The sequence below is a fragment of the Sinomonas terricola genome (assembly GCF_034931225.1).
Taxonomy (GTDB): Bacteria; Actinomycetota; Actinomycetes; order Actinomycetales; family Micrococcaceae; genus Sinomonas; species Sinomonas terricola.
This window is the reverse complement of record NZ_JAYGGQ010000001.1, coordinates 498,965-514,516: the sequence shown is the minus strand read 5'-3', so window position 1 is coordinate 514,516 and position 15,552 is coordinate 498,965. Positions and strand designations below refer to the sequence as shown.

The 15,552-nt window shown below is 66.3% G+C and carries 23 protein-coding genes; 19 read left to right on the top strand and 4 right to left on the bottom strand.

Annotated features, from left to right (window positions below; genetic code table 11):
• Positions 1–83: 83 nt before the first annotated feature.
• Both SPF06_RS02555 and SPF06_RS02550 read right to left on the bottom strand, forming a co-directional pair.
• On the bottom strand, positions 84–1,370 hold the full coding sequence (locus SPF06_RS02555) for a tyrosine-type recombinase/integrase (protein ID WP_323277347.1): 1,287 nt from the start codon (positions 1,368–1,370) through the stop codon (positions 84–86).
• Positions 1,367–1,915, bottom strand: coding sequence for a helix-turn-helix domain-containing protein (locus tag SPF06_RS02550; protein WP_323277346.1), 549 nt, complete (start codon positions 1,913–1,915; stop codon positions 1,367–1,369). Before SPF06_RS02550 ends, SPF06_RS02555 begins: the two co-directional genes overlap by 4 nt.
• A gap of 135 nt (positions 1,916–2,050) precedes the next feature.
• On the opposite strand from SPF06_RS02550, the gene SPF06_RS02545 reads away from it, so the two are divergent.
• The 15 genes from SPF06_RS02545 to SPF06_RS02475 all read left to right on the top strand — a co-directional run bounded on the left by SPF06_RS02545 (position 2,051) and on the right by SPF06_RS02475 (position 10,566).
• Entirely contained in the window at positions 2,051–2,239 is a 189-nt protein-coding gene (locus SPF06_RS02545) for a helix-turn-helix domain-containing protein (RefSeq protein WP_323277345.1), read from the top strand.
• Between the two features lie 127 nt (positions 2,240–2,366).
• Positions 2,367–2,870: a hypothetical protein gene (locus SPF06_RS02540; RefSeq protein WP_323277344.1), complete on the top strand. Its 504-nt coding sequence runs from the start codon at positions 2,367–2,369 to the stop codon at positions 2,868–2,870.
• 106 nt (positions 2,871–2,976) lie between these two features.
• Positions 2,977–3,330 (top strand): hypothetical protein, encoded by a 354-nt coding sequence (locus SPF06_RS02535; protein ID WP_323277343.1) that lies wholly within the window; start codon positions 2,977–2,979, stop codon positions 3,328–3,330.
• Positions 3,330–4,220, top strand: coding sequence for a hypothetical protein (locus SPF06_RS02530; protein ID WP_323277342.1), 891 nt, complete (start codon positions 3,330–3,332; stop codon positions 4,218–4,220). The genes SPF06_RS02535 and SPF06_RS02530 overlap by 1 nt, the downstream gene beginning before the upstream one ends.
• Positions 4,217–4,384, top strand: a complete 168-nt coding sequence (locus SPF06_RS02525; protein WP_323277341.1) for a hypothetical protein — start codon at positions 4,217–4,219, stop codon at positions 4,382–4,384. Before SPF06_RS02530 ends, SPF06_RS02525 begins: the two co-directional genes overlap by 4 nt.
• A 157-nt stretch (positions 4,385–4,541) precedes the next feature.
• Positions 4,542–4,778 (top strand): hypothetical protein, encoded by a 237-nt coding sequence (locus SPF06_RS02520; protein ID WP_323277340.1) that lies wholly within the window; start codon positions 4,542–4,544, stop codon positions 4,776–4,778.
• Positions 4,775–5,410: a hypothetical protein gene (locus tag SPF06_RS02515; protein ID WP_323277339.1), complete on the top strand. Its 636-nt coding sequence runs from the start codon at positions 4,775–4,777 to the stop codon at positions 5,408–5,410. The genes SPF06_RS02520 and SPF06_RS02515 overlap by 4 nt, the downstream gene beginning before the upstream one ends.
• On the top strand, positions 5,407–5,805 hold the full coding sequence (locus tag SPF06_RS02510; RefSeq protein WP_323277338.1) for an excisionase family DNA-binding protein: 399 nt from the start codon (positions 5,407–5,409) through the stop codon (positions 5,803–5,805). Before SPF06_RS02515 ends, SPF06_RS02510 begins: the two co-directional genes overlap by 4 nt.
• Positions 5,806–5,812: 7 nt before the next feature.
• Positions 5,813–6,100: a hypothetical protein gene (locus SPF06_RS02505; RefSeq protein WP_323277337.1), complete on the top strand. Its 288-nt coding sequence runs from the start codon at positions 5,813–5,815 to the stop codon at positions 6,098–6,100.
• On the top strand, positions 6,097–6,663 hold the full coding sequence (locus SPF06_RS02500) for a hypothetical protein (protein ID WP_323277336.1): 567 nt from the start codon (positions 6,097–6,099) through the stop codon (positions 6,661–6,663). Before SPF06_RS02505 ends, SPF06_RS02500 begins: the two co-directional genes overlap by 4 nt.
• A gap of 8 nt (positions 6,664–6,671) precedes the next feature.
• Positions 6,672–6,884, top strand: coding sequence for a hypothetical protein (locus SPF06_RS02495; protein ID WP_323277335.1), 213 nt, complete (start codon positions 6,672–6,674; stop codon positions 6,882–6,884).
• A complete protein-coding gene (locus SPF06_RS02490; RefSeq protein ID WP_323277334.1) occupies positions 6,881–7,105 on the top strand; it encodes a hypothetical protein in 225 nt (74 codons plus the stop codon). Before SPF06_RS02495 ends, SPF06_RS02490 begins: the two co-directional genes overlap by 4 nt.
• A 5-nt stretch (positions 7,106–7,110) precedes the next feature.
• Positions 7,111–7,530: a DUF7426 family protein gene (locus SPF06_RS02485; protein ID WP_323277333.1), complete on the top strand. Its 420-nt coding sequence runs from the start codon at positions 7,111–7,113 to the stop codon at positions 7,528–7,530.
• A 3-nt stretch (positions 7,531–7,533) separates the two neighbouring features.
• On the top strand, positions 7,534–7,881 hold the full coding sequence (locus SPF06_RS02480; RefSeq protein ID WP_323277332.1) for an HK97 gp10 family phage protein: 348 nt from the start codon (positions 7,534–7,536) through the stop codon (positions 7,879–7,881).
• Positions 7,882–7,893: 12 nt separating this feature from the next.
• Entirely contained in the window at positions 7,894–10,566 is a 2,673-nt protein-coding gene (locus SPF06_RS02475; RefSeq protein WP_323277331.1) for a hypothetical protein, read from the top strand.
• Between the two features lie 440 nt (positions 10,567–11,006).
• Here the strand turns inward: SPF06_RS02475 and SPF06_RS02470 are convergent, their stop codons facing one another.
• On the bottom strand, positions 11,007–11,288 hold the full coding sequence (locus tag SPF06_RS02470; protein ID WP_323277330.1) for a hypothetical protein: 282 nt from the start codon (positions 11,286–11,288) through the stop codon (positions 11,007–11,009).
• A 96-nt stretch (positions 11,289–11,384) separates the two neighbouring features.
• Here SPF06_RS02470 and SPF06_RS02465 point away from each other — a divergent pair, with 96 nt between their 5' ends.
• From SPF06_RS02465 to SPF06_RS02450, 4 genes are all read left to right on the top strand, one after another.
• Positions 11,385–11,681 (top strand): hypothetical protein, encoded by a 297-nt coding sequence (locus SPF06_RS02465; protein WP_323277329.1) that lies wholly within the window; start codon positions 11,385–11,387, stop codon positions 11,679–11,681.
• A 413-nt stretch (positions 11,682–12,094) separates the two neighbouring features.
• A complete protein-coding gene (locus SPF06_RS02460) occupies positions 12,095–12,556 on the top strand; it encodes a MarR family winged helix-turn-helix transcriptional regulator (RefSeq protein WP_323277328.1) in 462 nt (153 codons plus the stop codon).
• On the top strand, positions 12,553–13,767 hold the full coding sequence (locus tag SPF06_RS02455) for an MFS transporter (protein ID WP_323277327.1): 1,215 nt from the start codon (positions 12,553–12,555) through the stop codon (positions 13,765–13,767). Before SPF06_RS02460 ends, SPF06_RS02455 begins: the two co-directional genes overlap by 4 nt.
• 78 nt (positions 13,768–13,845) lie before the next feature.
• Positions 13,846–14,220 (top strand): thioredoxin family protein, encoded by a 375-nt coding sequence (locus SPF06_RS02450; protein ID WP_323277326.1) that lies wholly within the window; start codon positions 13,846–13,848, stop codon positions 14,218–14,220.
• 88 nt (positions 14,221–14,308) lie between these two features.
• Here the strand turns inward: SPF06_RS02450 and SPF06_RS02445 are convergent, their stop codons facing one another.
• Positions 14,309–15,529: an SLC13 family permease gene (locus tag SPF06_RS02445; RefSeq protein WP_323277325.1), complete on the bottom strand. Its 1,221-nt coding sequence runs from the start codon at positions 15,527–15,529 to the stop codon at positions 14,309–14,311.
• Between the last annotated feature and the right edge of the window lie 23 nt (positions 15,530–15,552).

Below are 15,552 nucleotides of genomic sequence, written 5' to 3'. Positions count from 1 at the left end.
TAGAACCTCGATCGAGGGGACGGCGGGTCTTTCTTTTTGCCTTCAGACGGGGCAATGTGCGCACGTTGTGAGCACGGTGCGATTCAGGCGGGCTCCTCCGCGGGCGCCAGCCACGACGACGCCGCCACCGAGACCCGCCGCGCCTTGTCCTCGAAAGCGTGCGTGTACAGGTCGGACGTGATCGCTGTGTTCGCGTGTCCCATCAGCTTCGAGATGGTCACGATGTCCTCGCCGAGGTCGTTCAGGATCGACGCGAACTGATGCCGCAAGTCGTGGAAGCGCAGCCGGGGGAGCGGCTTGAGGCCCGCTATCACCGTATCGAGCAGCTTGGACACATACTCGGGCCGGAGGTCGCGGCCGTCCTCATACGTGAACACGCGGCCCGTCTCGGTGTAGGCCTCGCCCCACGCCTTCCGCTCGGCGTCCTGCCGGTTGGCCCAGCCCGCGAGAAGGGTCACGAGCGACGGATCGAGCATGACAACCCGGTTGCCCTTCTCGGTCTTCGGTTCGCCTTCCACCACGTCCGGGCCGACTTGGACGCGGTTCCTTCGCACCGTCAGGCGGCCGGCCACAAGGTCGATGTCCTCCCACTTGAGCCCGCAGACCTCGCCGCGGCGCAAGCCCGTGAAGATCACGAGCCGGTACAGGGCACCCAGCCGGTGACCCGCGACCCCGTCGAGGAACCGTGCGGCGTCGTGCTTCTCCCACACCGTCAGAGGCTTCTTGGCGGCCGTCGGCAGCTCCTGATCCTCCGCAGGGTTGGCCTCGATCAGGCCCCGCTTCTTGGCGTCCCCAAGCGCTGACGAGAGAGTCGCGACGACACGGCGGATCGTCACAGCACCGAGGGGCTTCGGCTTCCCATCAGGGCCCTTGACCGGGACGCCGAGCTTCGGGTCCATGAGGTGTTTCGCACGCAGCCCGTCGATGAACACGGCGACATCGTTGCGGGTCACCTTGATGAGCCTCTTCTCGCCGAGGTCTGGCATGATGTGCCGCTCCGCGTATGACCGGTACATGCGCAGGGTGCTCGGCTTGTGGTCGCCGTCGCGCTCGAGGCGGCCCAGCCAGTCGCCCATGTAGTCGCTGACTGTGGTGCGGTCGAAGAACTTCTCACCCTGGCCGCGATAGGCCCTGAGAGCCTTGTCCAGAGCCTCCTCGGCGTCCTTCTTCCGGTCGAACCCGCTCCCGGTCAGGTAGCGGCGCTTGCGGTGACCAGGGGCACCCGGCTTCGGATCCGCCATAGTGCCGGCCGAGACCCGGTAGCCCCAGCTGCCGTGCCGCGGATCCTTGAGCTTGGGGCACTTCCGCCCAGCCGTGTACTGCCTCCCCTCCTCGTCGCGGCAGCCGCAACGACGGGTTATGTCGCTCATTTCCTGTTCCTTCCTCTCTTGGGTTTCTGGCGCTCACCGATCAGGCGCTCAAGATCCGGCAACAGCTCCCGCATATCGTCGCTGACGGGCATCCGGAGCTCTTCGTCGACCCTGACGCGTACTTTCTCCAGCCATTCCGCCATCGCGGGGTCATCAGAGGATGCATCACTCAGCCAGTCGTCGATCCACGGCAGGAGATCCTGTCGCCTCTCGATCAGAGCCTCGAGTCTGTCAATTGCCTCGTCGCGGGATTTTTTGTACGCGTTGAGTTCCCTCTCGGCGACGACGACTTGAAGCGCGGCGGGGTCTCCTGGCCCGAGGAGCCATTGGGGGTCAATGTGGAGAATCTCCGCAACTCTGACGCCCTCTTCGAACTTGAGTGTCCTTTTGCCACCCTCGATCTTCGCGATCGTCTGCGAGTACATCCCCGGTATTCCATGCAGCGTGAGCCGTTCCGCAAGCTCGGCCTGCGTTAGACCCGCGTTGTCACGGAAGTTCTTCAGGTTCTCCCCGAGGGGTCCGTCATTGAGGCTCTTCTCTTCCATGCCGACCAGCCTAACCTGACATGAACCAGAACGCCACAGAACGTTTGACACCCATTTGGTACAAGAGCTATTCTGGCACTATGGCGATGAACCAAACGGGTGAGTCGGGATGGCAAGGGGATGAGGAGCCTTCGAGTGAACACAGCAGAGAACGATCGGCGCCCGCTGAGGGTCGAGGAGGCCGCCACGCTCGCGGGCATCGGCAGAGGTGCGATGTACACCGCAGTGAAGGACGGCACTGTGCCGTCCTTGCGCATCGGCCGGCGCGTGCTGATCCCGCGTAAGGCCTTCTTCGAATGGCTCGACGGCGACAAGGCGGCCTGAGCTGTGGCGGCTGACCGGGACTCAGCAGGCAAGCCCGTGACCTGCGACAGCGTCGGTCAAGCGCGCGATGTGAACACGGGCGAACACAGCAACTAAGCAACAAACGGGGAAAAGGGGAATCGTCATCATGACCACCACCACCGAAACCATCGAGACCGTCGACCTCTCGCCGACGCGAATCGTGCGCAGCATGGAGTTCGTCAGCATCCATGACAGCCGCGTACGCACGATGGTCCCGTTCGGGCACGACGTCACGCGACGGCTCGGCCCGGAAGGGCTCACGGAACTCGTCTTCGACAGGAACTACGTCGCCCTCGAGGAAGAGGGCGACACCCTCGCCCAGGCCGGGCACCGTCCGTGGTGCGCGTACCCCGACCACGACCCCGAACTCCTCTGTGGGGGATTCGAGGAATTCACCAACGGCGATGGCGGCAAGGACGGCGTACCCGCGGCAGTCATGGTGCAGATCGTCGGCGGCCACGACAAGCCGGACGCCGTCGATGTGTGGCTCGAGGGCGAGCCCACCGCGCAGGGGGCCGTCCGGCTGAGCATGCGGGCTGTGTTCGAGCTCGAGCGCACCCTCAGCGAGATCCGGCGGCGCCACGACTACTTCGACGGGGTCGCACGATGAGCACGCTGGAGCGGATCTGCGCGGCCATCAACTCGATCATCGAGCAAGGCGGCACCAGCGAGGACATGTGCGCGAGAGTCAACGCCCTCCTCGGGGAGACCACGGCGTGAGCACCCAGCAACGGAAGGGCGACGGCGCGAAGGCGCTCCCGATGAGCGTCGTCGCCCTTGAAGATACCCGTTACCGCCTCGCCGAGTGCATCGACGCTGACGGCACAGTCTGGCCGTGGCTCCTCGACACCGACCCCAACCGCCAGAACGTCGCCGTGCCCATCCCGGCCCATGAACGCCTCGGCTCCCTGCCCAAGGACGTCCTGACCGCGCTCGGGCGCACATGCGGCGCCAGAACCCGCTCAGGGGCATCCTGCCGCCAGATCGTCGACCAGTTCGGCCAACGATGCATCCAGCACCCCGACAAGCCCCGGGGGGCCACCAGCGGGACGCAGGAAGGACTCTTTTGATGGGTTCCGGGAACGTCAAGAAGGTCTTCGACGACTGGTCACACCTCGGGCACAGGGAGAAGATCCTGCTCGTCTACATGGCGCTCGTGTCGCTCGACAAGGACCAGCCTCCGGTGTACTGGGGAGGCTGGGAGCAGGCCGCCCGGGCGATGGGCCTCGACCCGGGAGGCAAAGCAGGCAACGCGAAAAAGCTCATCCAACGCGCGATCGCCGAGCTCCGCAACGCCGGCGCCGTCGTTTCAGACGGCCGCGCCAGGATCGGACACCGCGCCAGATACGCCCTCGCCCTCGACCCCGCGGAGACGTACGTCCCAGTCGTCTCGGAGACCGACGGCCGCGCCGAAGTCCAGTGGATCGCGCAGCCCAGGAACGGCCAAGAGGGGGACAAATTCGTACCCCAAGAGGGGGACAAATTTGTCCCCCAAGAGGGGGACAAATTCGTACCCAAGAGGGGGACAAATTCGTACCCAAGAGGGGGGACGGAGATGTCCCCCGGAGGAGTACTACTTCATGAGAAAAAAGAAGAGAAAGAACGGGACGAGGACACCCGACCCGACCCAGGGCTCTCGACTCACCTTCTCGCGCGCGATAGCTTTTCTCTCCCCGAACTCGACAGTGACGACACGTCGACCTTCAACGCCCGGTTCGATGAGTTCTGGAAGTCCTACCCCCGCAAAGCAGACAAGGGCCTCGCGAAGACGTCCTACGCCACAGCCACTACGCTCGCCACCCACGAGCGCATCCTAGGCGAACTCGGAGCCCTCCACGCGGCTCTCTCGGAAGACCCCAAGCACTACGTGCCCTCCGCAGCCACATGGCTCGCCACAGGCCCATGGGTTGACGAAGTCGAAGCCCGCATGCTCGAAGAACTCTCCAGGACACAGCAATGAGAGGTCAGACCACGGTTCCCGAGGACTGGGCCGAACCGAAATGGACCCAACCATTCAACCGTCGAGAGCTGGCCTACCTCATCGTGCGCCTCGATGCGTCGAACACCGCTCTTCGCATTGTCAACCGGAAGCTCGCAGCCAAGCTCGAGGAGAAAACCTCGTGAGCCGACCGCAGTGCCCAGGGTGCCGTGCCGTTGAGCTGCCCATCTTCTACAGCGGAGTTCCCGACAACTCCCCGCCCGTCGCATACCGCACCAAGCACAAGGCCAACTGCCCAACCCTCGCAGCCCGCCGAGCCAGAACCAAGGAGAACCCAACCCCATGACAATCGATGCGACCAGTCGCCCCTACGCGCGCGTGAGGAGCGACGATCCCGGACCGATGCCGCTGGCGGATCTGCGGAGAGAGGTGCAGCGTCGTCAGGGAATCGGGATTCCCGTGCCCGCTCACTGGCTATCGTTTCTCGCGGCGGCTGACAGCACATCAACTTCCTTGCCTCTGACGTGCATGGACGCCACCTGTTCGCACGATGCGTGCACGCCCGAGGCGGCGGAATGAACGCCGCCGCACCCTACTTCGTCCACGTCAACGGTGACCCTGCCGGCTTCGGGCTGCCGTGGGAGGATCGTGACGCCGTGCTCGTGTGCTTCCGGGCCGAACAGCTCAGCGGCCGCGTGACGGGCGTAGCGGACGCTGATGTAGCTCTCATGATCGCTGAGGCCGCGAATCAGGCCGCGCCTGGCATGGTGCCCGTGCGTCTCAGCATGTTCCGCCGCCTTACCGCCGGGTGGCCGAGCGACTGGCCCCAAGGGCGACCTCTCGGCTGGTTCGCATATGACCCTGCTGCCGACGCGATCGACCCGACGCCCCGCCTTGCTGTGGCGAAGGACTCGAACGTCGCCGTTCGTATCCAGCTCCTCGACACCGACGAAGCCGCCCAGCTCGGCCTGCCGCCCACGCCGGAAGGTTGGGCCCGTGGATGGCTCGTGAACGCCGCCACGGGCGCGGAAAGCGTGGTCCTGCTCGAGGGCACCTACGCGGCCCAGCTCATGGAAAGCTGGCACCTCGGCGACGGCTCACTGCCGCGAATGCCGTTCGCGGCCATCGTGGGCCACCAGGAAGCCCCTCCCGAAGCGTGGAGGCCCACGGATGACGCCTTGGCCCGTCTGACTCTGCAGGACGGCGCGTGACGGCCCAAGGCGATCGGTACTCGGTCGACGTCCACGGCTCGGTGTGGTTCAGCGCCGAGGATTGGGCGGCGCTGAGCAGTTGGGCTCAGGGCAAGCTCGTTGAGGATGCGCGACGGAACGGGGGCGGCTACCCGAGGCTAGGCCTCGCGTTCGTGCACGCCAGCGCGAAAGCCGCCACGATGCAGGCCGCCTTTCCGAACACTGTTTCGACAGCGAAACCTCAAACTGTAGCACATGGGAAAATGATTTCAGTAGCCGAGGCGGCCTCCAGGCGAGGCTGTTCCGAACAGCTGCTTCGAAGATTGGCCAGACGCGGCGACATTCGCGCTTATCGGATGGGCCGCGTCTGGCTGATCGACGAGTCCCAATTCCCCGCAGAGCCCGAGGAGGGCTGAAACCCCAATGCCAGAAAACCGAGTCCACTACGTCCAATGGGACGGCGGCGACGTCCAGAGCGTCGACCACGACCACTTCGTCGAGGTGCTGTGCGAAACCGTGGCCGGAAAGCTCTACCTGCGGCACGGATTCACCGAGGTCGACGAGTCAGAGGCCCGCGAGCTCCACCCGGCGCTCTTCGGCACGCCCGACAAGAGGGTCGAGGCCGCTCGAACCCCGGCCGAGCTCGTGGCGGAGTTCGAGCGACGCCAGACTCTCGCCCGCATGCACCGGCTCACGGGCGGCACCGAATGAGCCCCACCAAGCGCAACACCCCGCTCGACCCCGCACCGGACACCCCCGACGCCATCCTCGCCGCCGCCGACGCGGAGATTTCGGCTGCGCAGGACGCCGTAACTGCCCTCACCGCCGCTGTGAAGGCCGGAGACGAGACGATCACCCAGGACAGCCTCATCGAGGCCGAGAAGCGGGTCTCATGGGCCAAACTCCGCCGCGCTGCCGCTGACGTCAAGGCACGCCAGCTAGCAGACCAGCAGGCCAAGGAAGCCGCCGCGAAGGCCGTCGAGACCTTCTACACGACCGCGACCGCGGACATCGAGGCCCAGGTGCGGCAGCTCCTCGACCAGGCCCGCGGCCCAATCGCCGAAGCCCTTGAGGCAATCGCCACGAAGAACGCCGCTGTCCACGGCCTCGCCACCGCCCTTGCGAGCAACCCTCAGCCCGAGAATCCAGTTACGTTCGCGGGCATGCACCCGGAAACCTCGTGGGTCGACGGCCCCGACGGTCGCCGGCACATCTACACGCCCGGTCGGTCTCTCGTCCTCGAGATGCTCGACGAAGTCGTCCACGGATTGTGAGTGCTCAGATGGCAGATTTCCCTTACACCCCGGAACAGCTCGCTGATCCCGCGTTCTACCAAGCCAACAAATCCGAAATTTGGGCGGCCGTCGTCGCGAACGCGAAGCAGACCCTCAATGCTCAGGCCGCACGGATGCGTGAGCTGCCTGCGTCGCTGCCCAGTCCCGAAGCCGAAGCAGCCCAGCAGGCCTACATGGCGCGGGTCAAGGAGGGCCGATGACGAGCTACGAGGCCCAGCTCATCGGTACACCCGTCGAATTCACGCTCAACGCCAACACGACCGGGACCGGGGTTATCGCCGAGGTCATCGGCTACGGCCCCGGCAACGAGCTTCAGGTCCGGATTAAAGACCTCCGCTTCACCCAGATCCTCCTCGACGGCGTGACCATCACAGAATCTGGCACAAGCCCCGTCTTTACTGTTCCAATCAAGGAGGCCTGAACACCTTGGCATTCAAAAGCTACGAAGAGGTCGTCGGCCCGATCGAACTCAACCTCCGCGGCAAGACCTACACCCTGCCGCAGCCCATCGGTGACGATGCGAGCGAGCTGCATCGGCGCGTCGCCAACCAAAGAACGACACTTTCGGACGTTGCCCCCGCTCTCCTCGGCATCGCCCTCAGCGAGCTAGAGAAGGACGGCGCTCCACCCGCCCTCGTCCAGCGCGTGACCATGACAGCGCTCGTCGACTTCGTACATGGGCGCGACGCCGCAGAACGGGCATGGAACAACCCTGAACTCCTCTTGGCCGACCCTTCGGCAGCTGCCAAGATCGCGGACACAACCGCGGAGGCTCCCAAGAAGAAGCCGCGTGCACGCAAGGCCCGCACAAGCGACGTTTCCGCAGATGAGAAGACGGGGAGCTGAGCATTGGTCAGCTTCGACGAGGCGGCGGGGGAGTTCGAGGAGAGGATCCTCGCGGCTTTCCCCGCAGCAGCGGCCAAGGCGGCCGAACACCTGAAACAGGTGGCAGTGGATCGCGCCCCGCTCGAAACAGGGAACCTGCGGGCAGAGGCCGAGGTAATCCCCGAGGAAAACGGTGCAACCGTGCGGTTCCCCGGACCTTACGCGCGCTATCAGGAATTTGGCGTGTCGAAGGACGGCAGCACGCTCCACCACGAGGTGGGGCAGTCCTTCTACCTGACGAGCTCGGTCTTCAGCGAGAAGCAGACCTGCATTGAAATCGTCGCCCAGGAACTCAACCAAGCGACCGACTGAGAGAAGAGGGAATTGAGCGATTCAACCAACGTCGGCTCAATCACCGCCAAGCTCGTCCTCGACGGCGACGAGTTCCAGCGGAAGCTCGGCGCAGCCAAAGATGAAGCCCGGCAGCTCGACGGCAAGAACATCAAGCTCAAGGCCGATGTGGACACCGCCAAGGCCCAGGCGTCCCTCGAGGCCCTTGCCATCGCGGATGGCAAGCTGCGCATTGCCCAGCTCAACCTCGACAAGGTCAACAAGGACTCCGCCGCCACGGAGCAGCAGAAGCTCCGTGCCGAGAACGCGCTGATCGTCGCGAGCCAAGGCCTCAACAAGGCCATCGCCGCCCGCAGATCGCTCCTCGACGACGACACCGACTCGGAGAAGAAGAACAGCGAAGCGAAGTGGGAGGGCGTCTCCGCGCTCAGCGCCATGGTGGCGCTCTCGCCCGTCGCGTTGGGTGGGGCTGCCGCCCTCGCCGCTGGTGCCACTGGTCTCGGGCTCGGATTCACGGCTATGGGCGCGGCCGGTCTCCTCGCCGTCAAGGGCGTCAAGGACGAGATGGCCCAGGGCACCGAGGCAGGGGACCGGTACAGCGCCGGCATCCTGACCCTCAAAGACGACCTCGACCAGCTCGGCCACACCTCCGCGCTCGCCATGCTCCACTCGTTCGACGGTGCGGTCGCGAACATCAACGACCGCATGCCCGTGCTCAACCGCCTCACAGGCGACCTGGGCTCCGCGCTCGGGAACGTAACCGGCGGTGCCCTCGACGCGTTCCTCACCGGCCTCGAACGGGCCGAACCCCTGATCGACGACGGTGCCCTCTACCTGTCCCGGTTCGTAGGCTGGCTAGACCAGTTCGCCACGTCCCAAGGGTTCGGCGACTTCCTCAACTACGCGCAGGCGAATCTGCCGGGCACCGTGAACCTCATCGAGAACCTCGTCACGACCGCGGGCCACATCGTGGCAGCGTTCGCCCCGCTCGGGCCGGACGTGATCGGCATCCTCAACGGCGTCACCGGCGCGCTCAATGCGCTCCCGCTGCCCGTCCTCGCAGGGCTTGCCGCCGGCGCACTCTCCATCGGCCCGGCCTTCACGATCGCGAAGGGCGCCGTCGCGGTCTTCGGCGAGACATCAGCCCTCAGCGCGTTGCAGGTGAGCGCGCTCGGCGTCAGTGTGAATCTCGCCGTCCCAGTCGTCGGGATTCTCGCCGCGACGCTCGCGGGGATCGCGGTCGCTTCGGCCACTGCCGCATCGTCGACCCAGAGCCTCACCGTGGCCACCCAGACCTACACGCAGGCCGTGAAGGACGACAACAACACGATCGGCGAGAACGTCCGACTCAAGGCCGCCCAGGAGCTCGCAAGCGATGGTGCAGCCGCGTCGGCGGAGCGGCAGGGTATCTCGTTGAAGACCCTCCTCGACACGACCCTCGGGAACGCCGATGCGTCCAAGGAGCTGAATGCCGCGCTCGACACGATGGATCGCAAGATGCGTAACATCGAGCTTGCAGGGCAGACGAACTCCGACACCTACAAGCACCTCGTCACCGACTCCCAGGTGCTGCGCGGCGCCGTGGACAGCAACAGCTCTGCCATCCACAACGCGGTCGACGCCGCTCGCCTCATGGCTCAGATGGACGCCGAAGGCGCCGACGCCAAGCAGGGCAACACGTCGGCCACGCAGTCCCAGACGTCCGCCCTCCAAGCCCTGGCCACGCAGTACAACACCACCGTCGGGGCGATCATGGCGGCTCAGATCGCCCAGCAGGGCACCGCGGGCGCTACGTCGAACGCCACGCTGCAGATGCAGTTCGAGAACAACGCAGCCGGGCTCCTCAAGCAGGCCCTCGATGCGCTCAACGGCGGGCACCTGAACTTGATGCAGGCGCAGACGAACGCGGCCAAAGCCACCAACAGCGTGACGCAGTCGTTCAAGCAGAACGGCAAGGCGATCGATGGGACCACCGACGCTGCTCTCGCGAACCAGTCTGCGTTGCAGCAGAAGGCCCAGGCCGATCAGGCCGCGGCGCAGGCGACCGCTCAGGCCACGGGAAAGACCGAGGACGGCACGAAGGCATATGCGGCGGCGAAGGACCAGCTCGAGCAGAACATGCAGAAGCAGGGCCTCCTCACGGACGCCGTGAAGGCGTACATCGAGAAGCTGTACGACGTGAACGACTTCAAACCGACCCCGACGAAGCTCGAGGTGGACACGTCACAGGCGCTCGCGCAGATCGCGATCATGGAAAGGACGATTCAGTCCGTGCATGACCGCACCATCCACATGACCGTGGTCAACGACCAGATCAACACCACCTCGTCTGCGGATGGCCTCTTTGTGGGCAACGGCAGCGCCCCGCAGGCGCACGCGCACGGCGGGTGGATCTCCTATCTCGCTGCCGGCGGCCCGGCCAACCCGTACGCGCGGGGCACAGACACCGTTCCTGCCATGCTCACCCCGGGCGAGTTCGTGGTCCGTCGGCCGTCGGCTCAATCCGTCGGTGCGGGCACTCTCGACTACATCAACCGCCACGGGCAGCTCCCACCGCAGCAGCAGCAGGCGCCCGTGATAGTCCAACCGGTCGTGCACGTTTACCTGGACGGGCGGGACATCACCGCGAACATGGTCACCAAGATCCAGCAGGAGATCGGCGCCGCCGCGCGGGACGCCGCATACACCCGGATCGGCAACGCCTAGTGCCCACATCGTGCATTAACCCGAAGTTTCCGCAGGTCAGCGGCGTGAAAGCTGATGACCGATCAATCCTCCTCGCCCCTCTAAGGACGGCACATCTATGAGCCTCTTGACCGAGCCAACCTTGTCGATGCCTCTCGGCGCCTACGCCAAGCCGAACTGGGGCGCGAAGGTCGCCGCCATGGGCGACTCGATCACGGCGAGCAACGACTACGAGGCGAACTTCAATGGGCAGGCGAACAGCCTGTACCAGGACTCGTGGATCGACTACGCATGCCTGCTGTCCGGGGGCCTCCTCAGGCGAGGGCCGAACTTCGGCATCCCCGGGCAGACCAGCGTGCAGATGGCGGCCCCCTTCATTGTGGTGTCCCTTCCCCATGAGGTATCGCACGGCGATGCTACGCCGACTTGGACGCGTCAATCAAGACGTTGGCGAAAGGTGCTCACACGATCCGTCTGCGGCCACGCCGACGGGTCGTGTCTTGGGTCGGCGGTCGAGACTCGCTCATGGCGAGGATCCGGGCAACATGCTGTTCGGTGAAACGCTTGGTCCTGGGTCCGAGGTCGAGGTGAGGCCACTCACGGGTCTGGACCTTTCTGGCAACCGTTTTGGGATCAACCTGCAGCAGCTCGGCGAGCTGTGCGATAGTCCAAGTCCGCTCGGGAAAGAATCCGGCCTCCGTCGTCGCCCCCCGGAGCGCTTGGGCTGCAATGTCGTTCGTCATGGGTGTATTTTCCTTGCGTTGTCAGTCTGTGCCGGTAACCTCGCGTTGTGACTCGCCGTCATTGGGGGCGGCGGGCAAGATGGAAGGGGAAAGCTCATGAGCGTTGCGTTCGATACCGACGGCAGGCATGGTCGCTACACCGACACGGATGAGAAGCAGTACACCTATGCCATTACGGGTAACGGCGTGCTCCAGATCCTTGCCTTGGAAATCGAGGAATCGACGCAAAGGATCGCCGCCGAAGTGTCGCCGGCCTATTGGCGTTCCGTGGTCGGGGACCGGTTCGTAGGCGACACCGCCGGCATCCCCGGATCCAAGCCGCCGATGTCAGCGGGCCAGGCGCACCTCGAGTTCATGAAGAACGAGGTGGCGAAGCATCAGCCCGGGATGTGAGCACGTTGTGCGCACGCACCACACGTGAGCACCCGAAACGGGGCACCACGGCGGGTGGTCCATGTCCCCGGGGATCCGCACCAAATCAAGGAAGACGACACCGTGCGAGACGGCCCGTGATGGCCGCCAAGTGACTGTAAATCAGCTGGCATTGCCTACGGGGGTTCGAATCCCTCATCTGCCACTTTGTGAAATTGCACTACGGGAACACCCCCGGTCTTCGGACCGGGGGTGTTTTGTGTCCCTGTACCGGTGCCGCGTCCTCGCACCCGTGCCGCGTCCCCGCAATTGGGCTGCGGACCCGCAGCACATTCGCGGCGAAGGGCGCCCGGTGCGTTTCCGGCTACGCCGTGACCGTGATCTAGCTCTCACCCGATTGAGCTTAGGGTCCCTAACATTTAGGATACCTAAGTATGAATGATCAGGAGCTCGCAGACCTCGCGGAACGCTATCGCAGCACACTCCGGCTAGCCGTCTTCGTGAGCCGCCGCCTCGACGGCGCCACAGGGCTGAGCACCACGCAGACGTCGATCCTCAACATGCTCGCAGGCGAGGGTCTCCGCATGGGGGCGATCGCCGAGAACCTCGGGGTCCGCGTGCCGTCCGCCACCGAGCAGGTGGGCCGCCTCGAGCGGGCCGGCCTGATCGAACGGCGCGCCGACCCCGCGGACGCGCGCGCCGTCGTCGTCGTCCGGACGCCAGCCGGGGACGCGGCCGCCGCCGACGCCAACCGCCGCCGCACCGCCCGCATGGTCGCCGCCTTCAGCGGCCTCGACGCCGAGGAACTCGAATCCCTCCGCGCCGCGCTGCCCGTCATGGACAAGATCAACGAGCGCCTCCACACCCTCTCGAACCCCAAGGAGAACATCGCATGACTGCCGAGTCCGCAGTCCACACCACCCTCGAGGCCGAAAAGGCGTCCTTCTTCCGCCAGCCGAAGGCCGTGTGGGCGACAGCGGCGGCCGCCGTCTTCGCGTTCATGGGCATCGGCCTCGTGGACCCGATCCTCCCGGCCATCGCGGTGAACCTCAAGGCGACGCCGAGCGAGGTCTCGCTCCTCTTCACAAGCTATTTCCTCGTGACAGCGATCGCGATGCTCCTCACGGGCTTCGTCTCGTCGCGGATCGGCGGCAAGAAGACGCTCCTCATCGGCCTCGCGCTCATCGTCGCGTTCGCGTCCCTCTCGGGCACGAGCAACTCGGTGTGGCAGCTTGTCGACTTCCGTGCGGGCTGGGGCCTCGGCAACGCGCTTTTTGTCGCGACGGCACTCGCGGTGATCGTGGGCGTCGCGTCGGGCGGCACGTCGACGGCGATCATCCTCTACGAGGCCGCGCTCGGCCTCGGCATCTCGCTGGGCCCGCTCGTGGGCGCCCTCCTGGGCGGCTGGCAGTGGCGCGCACCGTTCTTCGGCACGGCCACGCTCATGGCGATCGCGTTCATCGCGCTCGTCACGATGCTCCCCAAGACTCCCGTCCCCGCGCAGAAGACGAAGCTCAGCGCCCCGATCCGCGCGCTCGGCCACGCGGGACTGCGGACGACGGCGGGAAGCGCCTTCTTCTACAACTTCGGCTTCTTCACGGTGCTCGCCTTCACGCCGTTCATCCTCGGCATGAACGCGTACGGCATCGGCGCCGTCTTCTTCGGGTGGGGCGTTGCGCTCGCCCTCACGTCCGTGTTCGTCGCCCCGTCGCTCCAGGTCCGCTTCGGCGACGTCAAGGTCCTCGCCGGCATGCTCGCGCTCCTCGCGCTCGACCTCGTGGGCCTCGGCATCGCCGCGGCCGCACACTCGGTGCCCGCCGTCGTCGTCCTCGTGATCGCCGCGGGAGGGTTCCTCGGCGTCAACAACACGGTGTACACGGAGCTCGCGATGGGCGTCTCCGACTCGCCGCGCCCGGTCGCGAGCGCGGGGTACAACTTCGTGCGCTGGATGGGCGGCGCCCTTGCGCCGTACATCGCGGCGAAGCTCGGGGAGGACTTCGGTGCGCCCGTGCCGTTCTACGTGGCCGCCGTCGCGCTCGTCGTGGCGCTCGCCATCGCGCTGGCGGGCCGGGTATACCTCACGGAACATGAGCCCGCAGCGGTTTGAGTTTGCCGCAGCTGGGAATGAACCCCGAGACAAGGCCGTTGACCATATAACCGGTTGCTAGACCCGAGGAGTTCGCACATGGCCACCAGGAACATCACCGGCGAGGAGTTCGCCCCGACCATCGAGGACAACGACATCGTCCTCGTCGACTTCTGGGCTTCGTGGTGCGGCCCGTGCCGCCAGTTCGCGCCGACTTACGAGGCCTCGTCCGAGAAGCACCCTGACGTCGTCTTCGCGAAGGTCGACACCGAGGCCGAGCAGGTGCTCGCCGCCCAGGCGAACATCACGTCGATCCCGACGCTCATGGCGTTCCGCGAGAAGGTTCTCGTCTTCTCGCAGCCCGGCGCCCTTCCGCCCGCGGCGCTCGAGCAGGTGATCACCGCGGTCAAGGGACTCGACATGGAGGATGTCCACCGAAAGGTCGCCCAGGCTCAGGCTTCGCGCGAGAACTGAACCCGAGCCGAAGCCGACGGCGCCGCTCCCCGCTGGGGGCGGCGCCGTCGCTGTTTCGCGCCCCAATCTGGGCAGGGCGCGGGCGGCGCTACGCGAGGGCCGCGAGAAGCGCGGCCGGCACGATCAGGAGCGGCACGAGCACGACGCCGGCCACGGCATAGCCCCACCACGAGATGTTGACGCCGAGGCGCCGGAGCTGCTCGTGCCAGATGAGGGTCGCGAGGGACGCCCACGGCGTCACGAGCGGGCCCGCGTTGACGCCCACGAGGAGTGCCACAAGCCGGGCGGGGCTTCCAGCGGCCTGCTCGAGGGCGAGATAGGCCGGGAGGTTGTTGATGGCGTTCGAGGCCAGCGCCCCGGCGGCGGAGACACGGACGAGGTCGAACGGGCCCTCCCCGGACCCGAGGAGCCCCGCGGCGAGGGCCCGCGCCCCGAGGCCCTGGAGGGTCTCCATGACGACGAAGAGCCCCGCCGCGAACACGATGAGCTGCCACGGCACGAGCGACCACGAGAGCGCGGAACGTCGCCGGACGCCGAACGCAGCGGTGAGCACCGCGGCCGCGGCTGTCGCCGGGATCCACACCGGCACGCCCGAGACGAGGGCGGGCAGCAGGAGGACAAGCACACATCCGGAAAGCGCGAGGAGCACTCGGTCCGCGCCCCCGGCCCGGACCGTCGGTTCGGTCGCGCCGGGACCGGAAGAGGGGATCCGCGGTGCAGGAGCCGCTACATTGCGGATGCCCGGCAGGTCGTAGCGCGCTGCAAGCTCGCGACGGAACAGCACGGCCACCGCGGTCAGCGGCACCGCCGCACACCACAGAGCGGGCAGCGCCAGGCGCGCGGCGAAGGTCCCCGGCGATACGTCGCCGAGCGCGTGCAGCGCAAGCAGATTGGTGAGGTTCGATACCGGCAGGAGCAATGAACCGGTGTTGGCGATCCACACGGCCGTGAGGGCGAACGGCAGAGGAGCGAGACCGCAGCGCTTCGCGAGGATCACGACGATGGGCGTGAGCAGCACGGCCGTCGTATCGAGCGAGAGGAAGACCGTCGCGGCGAGCGAGAGCGCCGCGACGAGCACCCAGAGCGCGAAGGCCCGCCCGCGGCCCCAGCGGCGGAAGTGGGAGGCAAACCAGTCGAAGAGCCCGGATGCGTTGAGGAGTTCGGTCACCACCGTGATGGCCGCGACGAACGCGAGGATCGGGACCACGCGGTCCGCGAGGATCCCGAGGGCAGGCCACGGCAGGAGGCCGGTCAAGACCGCCACGAGCCCGAGAACCAGCAGCACGGCACCCGTGATGGCGAGAGGCATACGGTCAGTCTAGGTGCGGCGCT

Bases quoted from the DNA above. Each gene is read 5' to 3' on its own strand.
- SPF06_RS02525 (WP_323277341.1), top strand. From the start codon at position 4,217: ATGAGAGGTCAGACCACGGTTCCCGAGGACTGGGCCGAACCGAAATGG.
- SPF06_RS02550 (WP_323277346.1), bottom strand. From the start codon at position 1,915: ATGGAAGAGAAGAGCCTCAATGACGGACCCCTCGGGGAGAACCTGAAG.
- SPF06_RS02470 (WP_323277330.1), bottom strand. From the start codon at position 11,288: ATGACGAACGACATTGCAGCCCAAGCGCTCCGGGGGGCGACGACGGAG.
- SPF06_RS02465 (WP_323277329.1), top strand. From the start codon at position 11,385: ATGAGCGTTGCGTTCGATACCGACGGCAGGCATGGTCGCTACACCGAC.
- SPF06_RS02460 (WP_323277328.1), top strand. From the start codon at position 12,095: ATGAATGATCAGGAGCTCGCAGACCTCGCGGAACGCTATCGCAGCACA.
- SPF06_RS02555 (WP_323277347.1), bottom strand. From the start codon at position 1,370: ATGAGCGACATAACCCGTCGTTGCGGCTGCCGCGACGAGGAGGGGAGG.
- SPF06_RS02515 (WP_323277339.1), top strand. From the start codon at position 4,775: ATGAACGCCGCCGCACCCTACTTCGTCCACGTCAACGGTGACCCTGCC.
- SPF06_RS02455 (WP_323277327.1), top strand. From the start codon at position 12,553: ATGACTGCCGAGTCCGCAGTCCACACCACCCTCGAGGCCGAAAAGGCG.
- SPF06_RS02540 (WP_323277344.1), top strand. From the start codon at position 2,367: ATGACCACCACCACCGAAACCATCGAGACCGTCGACCTCTCGCCGACG.
- SPF06_RS02520 (WP_323277340.1), top strand. From the start codon at position 4,542: ATGACAATCGATGCGACCAGTCGCCCCTACGCGCGCGTGAGGAGCGAC.
- SPF06_RS02530 (WP_323277342.1), top strand. From the start codon at position 3,330: ATGGGTTCCGGGAACGTCAAGAAGGTCTTCGACGACTGGTCACACCTC.
- SPF06_RS02450 (WP_323277326.1), top strand. From the start codon at position 13,846: ATGGCCACCAGGAACATCACCGGCGAGGAGTTCGCCCCGACCATCGAG.
- SPF06_RS02445 (WP_323277325.1), bottom strand. From the start codon at position 15,529: ATGCCTCTCGCCATCACGGGTGCCGTGCTGCTGGTTCTCGGGCTCGTG.
- SPF06_RS02505 (WP_323277337.1), top strand. From the start codon at position 5,813: ATGCCAGAAAACCGAGTCCACTACGTCCAATGGGACGGCGGCGACGTC.
- SPF06_RS02490 (WP_323277334.1), top strand. From the start codon at position 6,881: ATGACGAGCTACGAGGCCCAGCTCATCGGTACACCCGTCGAATTCACG.
- SPF06_RS02495 (WP_323277335.1), top strand. From the start codon at position 6,672: ATGGCAGATTTCCCTTACACCCCGGAACAGCTCGCTGATCCCGCGTTC.
- SPF06_RS02500 (WP_323277336.1), top strand. From the start codon at position 6,097: ATGAGCCCCACCAAGCGCAACACCCCGCTCGACCCCGCACCGGACACC.